The 7,274-nt window shown below is 59.2% G+C and carries 9 protein-coding genes; all 9 read left to right on the top strand.

Translation table 11 applies throughout. From position 1 onward, the window contains the following. Positions 1-124: 124 nt before the first annotated feature. A complete protein-coding gene (locus tag ACXRVY_RS12805; protein WP_223459491.1) occupies positions 125-460 on the top strand; it encodes a ribbon-helix-helix domain-containing protein in 336 nt (111 codons plus the stop codon). 137 nt (positions 461-597) lie between these two features. After that, on the top strand, positions 598-819 hold the full coding sequence (locus ACXRVY_RS12800) for an FmdB family zinc ribbon protein (RefSeq protein ID WP_032829812.1): 222 nt from the start codon (positions 598-600) through the stop codon (positions 817-819). Between the two features lie 119 nt (positions 820-938). After that, entirely contained in the window at positions 939-2,714 is a 1,776-nt protein-coding gene (aspS, locus tag ACXRVY_RS12795) for an aspartate--tRNA ligase (protein ID WP_108215097.1), read from the top strand. A gap of 128 nt (positions 2,715-2,842) precedes the next feature. Further along, positions 2,843-3,589 (top strand): YebC/PmpR family DNA-binding transcriptional regulator, encoded by a 747-nt coding sequence (locus tag ACXRVY_RS12790; RefSeq protein WP_223459489.1) that lies wholly within the window; start codon positions 2,843-2,845, stop codon positions 3,587-3,589. Positions 3,590-3,747: 158 nt separating this feature from the next. Then, entirely contained in the window at positions 3,748-4,272 is a 525-nt protein-coding gene (gene ruvC, locus ACXRVY_RS12785) for a crossover junction endodeoxyribonuclease RuvC (RefSeq protein ID WP_008015799.1), read from the top strand. 114 nt (positions 4,273-4,386) lie between these two features. Beyond that, positions 4,387-4,995 carry a Holliday junction branch migration protein RuvA gene (gene ruvA / locus ACXRVY_RS12780; RefSeq protein ID WP_056852661.1) on the top strand — a complete coding sequence of 203 codons (609 nt, stop codon included), beginning with the start codon at positions 4,387-4,389 and terminating at the stop codon, positions 4,993-4,995. Next, complete coding sequence (gene ruvB, locus ACXRVY_RS12775) at positions 4,996-6,057, top strand: Holliday junction branch migration DNA helicase RuvB (protein ID WP_223459487.1); 1,062 nt, start codon at positions 4,996-4,998, stop codon at positions 6,055-6,057. Positions 6,058-6,184: 127 nt separating this feature from the next. After that, entirely contained in the window at positions 6,185-6,652 is a 468-nt protein-coding gene (gene ybgC, locus ACXRVY_RS12770) for a tol-pal system-associated acyl-CoA thioesterase (RefSeq protein WP_057713518.1), read from the top strand. Further along, positions 6,642-7,274: protein TolQ (gene tolQ / locus ACXRVY_RS12765; protein WP_458237512.1), on the top strand; the 633-nt coding region annotated here is incomplete at its 3' end. The genes ybgC and tolQ, both read left to right, overlap by 11 nt.

The raw sequence follows: 7,274 nt of genomic DNA, 5'->3' as shown, positions 1-7,274 counted from the left end.
GTTGTTGGCTTGTCCTACGTCGAAGGTCAGGAATTCGTCTGGCTATGCCTCTGCGCCTGCGTTTTTATATGTCGACAGACAGTTGCTTTTAACGAAACCAGGATGGCAAAGGAGTGTCAGCGTTATGGTTTATGAACGGCAAGAAGAGGGGCGATACGGTTCGCACAGGGATGTAAGGGTCGATCCGTTTGTTCGTGAGTTCGATATGGGGCTGGCCCAGCCCTTGTCCCGCTCGGTGCGATTGAATGGCTTCGCCACCTGTTTGCGGCTTGAACAGGTTTATTGGGATATTTTGGGAGAGATGGCCCGGGCCAATGGTTGCTCGGTCAGTAGTCTGTTATCTCACGTGGATCGCGAAGTTCACTTGCGTCACGGTGGGGTAAAGAACTTCAGTGGATTGGTGCGGGTTGTCTGTGTTGTGCACAGTCTCAAGGAAGGGGGTTGCACCGTCACGGCCTAGCCCAGGGCGGCGAAAGCAGCAGAGTGTCGGTCTGTGCAGTCTTACGGCTGCACAGGCCGCATTTAATGGATATAATCCCGCTCTTTGCCGCAAAACCCTGCGTATGCGGTAGCAATCTGATCGCCGAGACAACCTCCATGCCGATGTACGATTATCAATGTGCTTCCTGTGGTCATCAGTTGGAAGCCATTCAAAAGATCAGCGATGCACCGCTGGTCGACTGCCCTGCCTGTCAGGCGCCGGAGCTTAAAAAGTTACTGTCCATGCCTGGCTTCCGCCTCAGCGGCACGGGTTGGTACGAAACCGATTTCAAGACCGGTTCCAAGAAGAACCTGGCCGGCGGCGACAAAGCTGACTAAGGTCTGGAACCTGAGTTGAACGACACGCGTGCTCTTGCATCACCCGGCGACTTTTTTAAAGGCGGGGCTGCTGTAGGATCTCCACCGAATTTCGAATTACGAGAAGTGAAACCACGACCATGATGCGCAGCCATTATTGCGGCCAACTGAACGAAAGCCTGGACGGCCAGGAAATTACCCTTTGCGGATGGGTCCATCGTCGCCGTGACCACGGTGGGGTGATTTTCCTCGATATCCGTGATCGTGATGGTCTGGCCCAGGTCGTGTTCGATCCGGACCGCGCTGAAACCTTCGCCGCAGCCGATCGCGTGCGCAGCGAGTACGTCGTCAAGATCACCGGCAAGGTTCGCCTGCGTCCGGCCGGTGCGACCAACGCCAACATGGCGTCGGGCATGATCGAAGTCTTGGGTTACGAGCTGGAAGTGCTGAACGAATCGGAAACCCCGCCGTTCCCGTTGAACGAGTTCTCCGACGTCGGCGAAGAAACCCGCCTGCGCTATCGCTTCCTCGACCTGCGTCGCCCGGAAATGGCCGAGAAGCTGCGTCTGCGTTCGCGCATGACCACCAGCATCCGCCGCTTCCTGGACGAGAACGGCTTCCTCGACGTCGAGACGCCGATCCTGACCCGTGCCACCCCGGAAGGCGCGCGCGACTACCTGGTGCCGAGCCGTACTCATGCCGGTTCGTTCTTCGCCCTGCCGCAATCGCCGCAGCTGTTCAAGCAACTGCTGATGGTGGCCGGCTTCGACCGCTACTACCAGATCGCCAAGTGCTTCCGTGACGAAGACCTGCGGGCCGACCGTCAGCCGGAATTCACCCAGATCGACATCGAGACCAGCTTCCTCGATGAAAAAGAGATCATGGGTCTGACCGAGCAAATGATCCGCAACCTGTTCAAGGAAGTGCTGGATCTGGAATTCGGCGATTTCCCGCACATGACCTTCGAAGAAGCCATGCGCCGCTACGGTTCCGACAAGCCAGACCTGCGTAACCCTTTGGAACTGGTGGACGTGGCCGATCAGCTCAAGGAAGTCGACTTCAAGGTGTTCAGCGGCCCGGCCAACGACCCGAAATGCCGCATCGCCGCCTTGCGCGTACCTGGCGGGGCGAGCATGCCGCGCAAGCAGATCGACGATTACACCAAATTCGTCGGCATCTACGGTGCCAAGGGCCTGGCGTACATCAAGGTCAACGAGCGCGCTGCCGGTGTTGAAGGCCTGCAATCGCCGATCGTGAAAAACATCCCTGAGGCCAACCTCAACGTGATCCTCGATCGCGTCGGTGCGGTCGACGGCGACATCGTGTTCTTCGGTGCCGACAAGGCGAAGATCGTCAGCGAAGCCCTGGGCGCGCTGCGGATCAAACTGGGCCACGACCTGGACCTGCTGACCTGCAAGTGGGCGCCAATGTGGGTCGTCGACTTCCCGATGTTCGAAGAAAACGATGACGGCAGCTTCACCGCCTTGCACCACCCGTTCACCGCACCGAAGTGCACCCCGCAAGAGCTGGAAGCCAACCCGGCTGGCGCTCTGTCCCGTGCCTACGACATGGTGTTGAACGGTACCGAACTGGGTGGCGGTTCGATCCGTATCCACCGTAAAGAAATGCAACAGTCGGTGTTCCGTCTGCTGGGCATCAACGAAGCGGAACAGGAAGAGAAATTCGGCTTCCTGCTCGACGCCCTGAAATACGGCGCGCCGCCGCACGGTGGCCTGGCCTTCGGTCTGGACCGTCTGGTGATGCTGATGACCGGCGCCCAGTCGATCCGTGAAGTGATCGCCTTCCCGAAAACCCAGAGCGCGGCGGATGTCATGACCCAGGCGCCGGGCCAGGTGGATGCCAAGGCATTGCGCGAGCTGCACATTCGTCTGCGTGAAACGCCTAAGGCCGAGTAAGGTTGACCTGAAGGGCGCATCTGCGGATGCGCCCTTTCTTTATAGTTAGAGCTGTTCAAGACTATTGTTTGTCGGCCGGCGCGATGCAGCGCAGCGGGCAATGTTTCAAAGAGAATTCGGAGCGAGTTATGGCAGGTCATTCCAAGTGGGCGAATATCAAGCACCGCAAAGAACGTCAGGATGCCAAGAGGGGCAAGATCTTCACCAAGTGGATTCGTGAGCTGACCGTCGCTGCCCGTCAGGGTGGTGGTGATCCTGGCTCCAACCCGCGTCTGCGCCTGGCTCTGGACAAGGCCCTGGGTGCCAACATGAGTCGCGACATCATCGATCGTGCTGTCGCCCGCGGTACCGGCGCTGCCGACACGGACGACGTGGTCGAGTTGACCTACGAAGGTTACGGTCCGGGCGGCGTGGCGGTGATGGTCGAATGCATGACCGACAACCGTAATCGCACCGCAGCCGCCGTTCGTCACGCGTTCAGCAAGTGCGGTGGCAACCTCGGGACTGATGGTTCGGTAGCCTATCTGTTCGAACGCAAGGGGCAGATCTCCTTCACGGCCGGCGTTGACGAAGATGCACTGATGGAAGCGGCCATGGAAGCCGACGCTGATGACGTGGTGACCAACGAAGACGGTTCTATCGACGTTTTCACCTCGTTTGCCGGGTTCTATTCCGTGCGTAACGCACTGGAAGCGGCGGGTTTCAAAGGTGATGACGCGGAAATCGTCATGTTGCCGACCACCAGCGCCGAACTCGATCTGGAAGGCGCCGAGAAAGTCCTCAAGCTGATCGATATGCTCGAAGATCTGGACGACGTGCAAAACGTCTATTCCAACGCGGAGATYCCGGAGTCGGTGGCCGCACAGCTCGGTTAAGGGCAACTAAGATCCACTGTGGGAGCTGGCTTGCCAGCGATGGCGTCGGCACATTGAACAATGATGGTGCCTGACACTCCGTCGTCGCTGGCAAGCCAGCTCTCACAGTGGTTATTTGCTGTATTGAAATTCGTGCCTTTACTGACTCCGCAGGCGTTATGACTTTAATTCTTGGTATCGACCCCGGTTCGCGCATCACCGGTTACGGTGTGGTTCGTGATACCGGCCGTGGCTGTGAGTACGTCGCCTCCGGTTGTATCCGCACCGGCGCCGGCGAGCTGCATGAGCGACTGCAGATTGTCTATCGCGGGGTGCGGGAGATCATTCAGACTTACCATCCGGTGACCATGGGGATCGAAAAGGTGTTCATGGCCCGTAACGCCGATTCCGCCCTGAAACTGGGGCAGGCCCGTGGCGCCGCGATCGTGGCAGGTGCCGAGGAAAGCCTGGAAATTGCCGAATACACCGCAACCCAGGTCAAGCAGGCGGTCGTGGGCACCGGTGCGGCCAACAAGGAGCAGGTGCAAATGATGGTCATGCACATGCTCAAGCTCACCAGCAAGCCGCAGATCGATGCCTCGGACGCCCTGGCCATTGCCATCTGCCATGCTCATACCCGTTCCAGCCTGCTGCCCCATGGCCTGGGAGCTGCACGCAGTCGTGGCGGGCGCCTGCGTCTCTGATAGCATCAGCAATCATTTTTATGGAGTGGGGGCGTTTCGCCTGGGTTGTCGGCGGCATTCCCTCGCTCTATCAGTCGCTGGCCCAGAGCTGGCCAACGCTCAAGGATTTGTAACGTGATTGGACGTTTGCGCGGCACCCTGGCTGAGAAGCAGCCTCCGCATCTGATTCTGGATGTAAATGGCCTGGGCTATGAACTCGAAGTGCCCATGACGACCCTTTACCGCTTACCGTCGGTCGGTGAGCCGCTGACCTTGCACACCCATTTGGTCGTGCGCGAAGACGCACAGTTGCTCTATGGTTTTGTCGGCAAGCGTGAGCGCGACTTTTTTCGCGAGTTGATCCGCCTCAATGGTGTCGGGCCGAAACTGGCGCTGGCCTTGATGTCGAGCCTGGAAGTCGACGAACTGGTTCGTTGCGTACAGTCCCAGGACACGTCGGCGCTGACCAAGGTCCCGGGTGTCGGCAAGAAAACCGCCGAACGCTTGCTGGTGGAGCTCAAGGATCGCTTCAAGGCCTGGGAAACCGTACCGGCCATGTTCGCCCTGGTGCCGAACCAGCCGGATGGGCCGGCCCCGGTGAACACTGCTGAAAACGACGCGGTCAGCGCGCTGATTTCCCTGGGCTACAAGCCGCAGGAAGCCAGCAAGGCGATTTCTGCAATCAAAGAGAAAGGTTTGAGCAGCGAAGACATGATCCGCCGCGCCTTGAAGGGAATGATCTAAGTGATTGAAGCTGATCGTCTGATCGCTGCCGCGCACAGTCCGCGTGAGCGCGAAGAAGTCCAGGACCGGGCGATTCGCCCAGTCAGCCTGGCCGAATACATTGGCCAGCCGACCGTTCGCGAGCAGATGGAGTTGTTCATTCAAGCCGCTCGCGGTCGTAACGAATCCCTGGATCACACGCTGATCTTCGGGCCGCCGGGCTTGGGCAAGACCACCCTTGCCAACATCATCGCCCAGGAAATGGGCGTATCGATCAAGAGCACCTCGGGGCCGGTGCTGGAGCGCCCCGGTGACCTGGCGGCGCTGTTGACCAACCTTGAGCCTCACGATGTGCTGTTTATCGACGAAATCCATCGCCTGTCGCCCATCGTTGAAGAAGTGCTGTACCCGGCCATGGAGGATTTCCAGCTCGACATCATGATTGGTGAGGGCCCGGCCGCGCGTTCGATCAAGCTGGATCTGCCGCCGTTCACCCTGGTGGGCGCAACAACGCGGGCGGGGATGCTCACCAATCCGTTGCGTGACCGTTTCGGTATCGTCCAGCGTCTTGAGTTCTACAATACCGCCGACCTGTCGACGATTGTCAGTCGTTCGGCGAGCATCCTCGGTTTGCCGCTGGACCCGGAAGGCGCCTTCGAAATCGCCCGCCGTGCCCGTGGCACCCCGCGGATCGCCAACAGGCTGCTGCGCCGGGTGCGCGATTTCGCCGAAGTTCGCGCCAAGGGGCATATCACCAAGCCGATTGCCGACCTGGCGCTGAATCTGCTGGACGTCGACGAACGTGGTTTCGATCACCAGGACCGGCGTCTGTTGTTGACCATGATCGAGAAGTTCGACGGTGGGCCAGTCGGGGTCGACAGCCTGGCCGCCGCCATCAGCGAAGAGCGTCACACCATTGAAGACGTGCTGGAGCCTTACCTGATCCAGCAGGGTTACATCATGCGCACGCCTCGGGGGCGGGTGGTGACGCGGCATGCCTACCTGCATTTCGGTTTAAACATTCCGTCACGATTGGGCGAAATGCCCGTGGCAGACGAGTTTCTCGACGCTGCTGACGATTAATTAACATTGCGTGCTGATTTTTTCGGGCAATGTAGGGTCCCAGGACCGTACTTTCACGTGAAAGCCACAGAACAATGAAAAACAGTTGCCATGCCGGATTGGCAACCTGAGGAGTAAGCACTAGAGTATGCGCGCGCAAAACGGGCTTGAGCCTTTCGCACATCGCTGTCGCGTTTATTACGAGGACACCGATGCGGGGGGCATCGTGTATTACGTTAATTACCTCAAGTTTATGGAACGGGCTCGAACCGAGCGGCTACGAGATCTGGGCTTTGCCCAATCGCAGCTGGCAGGGGAGGACCTGTTGTTCGTCGTGCATTCCAGCGAAGCGCGCTACCACGCGCCGGCGCGACTGGATGACGAACTGCTGGTAAGCGCTGAAGTAATCGAATTGAACCGTGCCAGCCTGCGCTTCAAGCAGCAGGTCAGGCGGGCAACGGATAATGCACTGCTCTGCGAAGGGCAGTTTCTGGTGGCCTGTGTGCGCACTGAAAGTTTGAAACCCCGGGCCATTCCCGAAGCTCTACGAGCGGCCTTTGCCGACGTGAGCGGCGCGGGTACACACTCAAAGCAGGAGATAAAGCGTGGAAGCTAACGTCGTCGACCATTCCTCCATGTGGAGCCTGGTCAGCAATGCCAGTATCGTGGTGCAACTGGTAATGCTGATCCTGGTAGCCGCATCGGTGACCTCGTGGATCATGATCTTTCAGCGCAGCAACCTGCTGCGCGCCGGTCGACGTGCCCTGGAGAGCTTTGAAGAGCGCTTCTGGTCGGGTATCGACCTGTCCAAGCTGTACCGTCAGGCTGGCAGCAACCCGGACCCTGACTCGGGCGTCGAGCAAATCTTCCGTGCCGGTTTCAAGGAATTCTCCCGTCTGCGCCAGCAGTCGGGCGTTGATCCGGAAGCAGTCATGGAAGGTGTGGCCCGTGCCATGCGCGTCGCCATTTCCCGCGAAGAAGAAAAGCTCGAGCAGAGCCTGCCCTTCCTGGCCACTGTCGGTTCCGTCAGCCCGTACATCGGTCTGTTCGGTACCGTCTGGGGGATCATGAACTCCTTCCGTGGTCTGGCGACTGCCCAGCAAGCGACCCTGGCCACTGTGGCCCCGGGTATCGCCGAAGCACTGATCGCCACGGCGATCGGTCTGTTCGCTGCCATTCCAGCCGTTATCGCTTACAACCGTTTTGCTGCTCGCAGCGAAACCTTGCTGGGCCGCTAC

Source organism: Pseudomonas sp. P5_A2_2, from assembly GCF_054177685.1.
This window is presented reverse-complemented; position numbering and strand designations above follow the sequence as displayed.

Bases quoted from the DNA above. Each gene is read 5' to 3' on its own strand.
- ACXRVY_RS12800 (WP_032829812.1), top strand. From the start codon at position 598: ATGCCGATGTACGATTATCAATGTGCTTCCTGTGGTCATCAGTTGGAA.
- ybgC (WP_057713518.1), top strand. From the start codon at position 6,185: ATGCGCGCGCAAAACGGGCTTGAGCCTTTCGCACATCGCTGTCGCGTT.
- ACXRVY_RS12805 (WP_223459491.1), top strand. From the start codon at position 125: ATGGTTTATGAACGGCAAGAAGAGGGGCGATACGGTTCGCACAGGGAT.
- aspS (WP_108215097.1), top strand. From the start codon at position 939: ATGATGCGCAGCCATTATTGCGGCCAACTGAACGAAAGCCTGGACGGC.
- ruvC (WP_008015799.1), top strand. From the start codon at position 3,748: ATGACTTTAATTCTTGGTATCGACCCCGGTTCGCGCATCACCGGTTAC.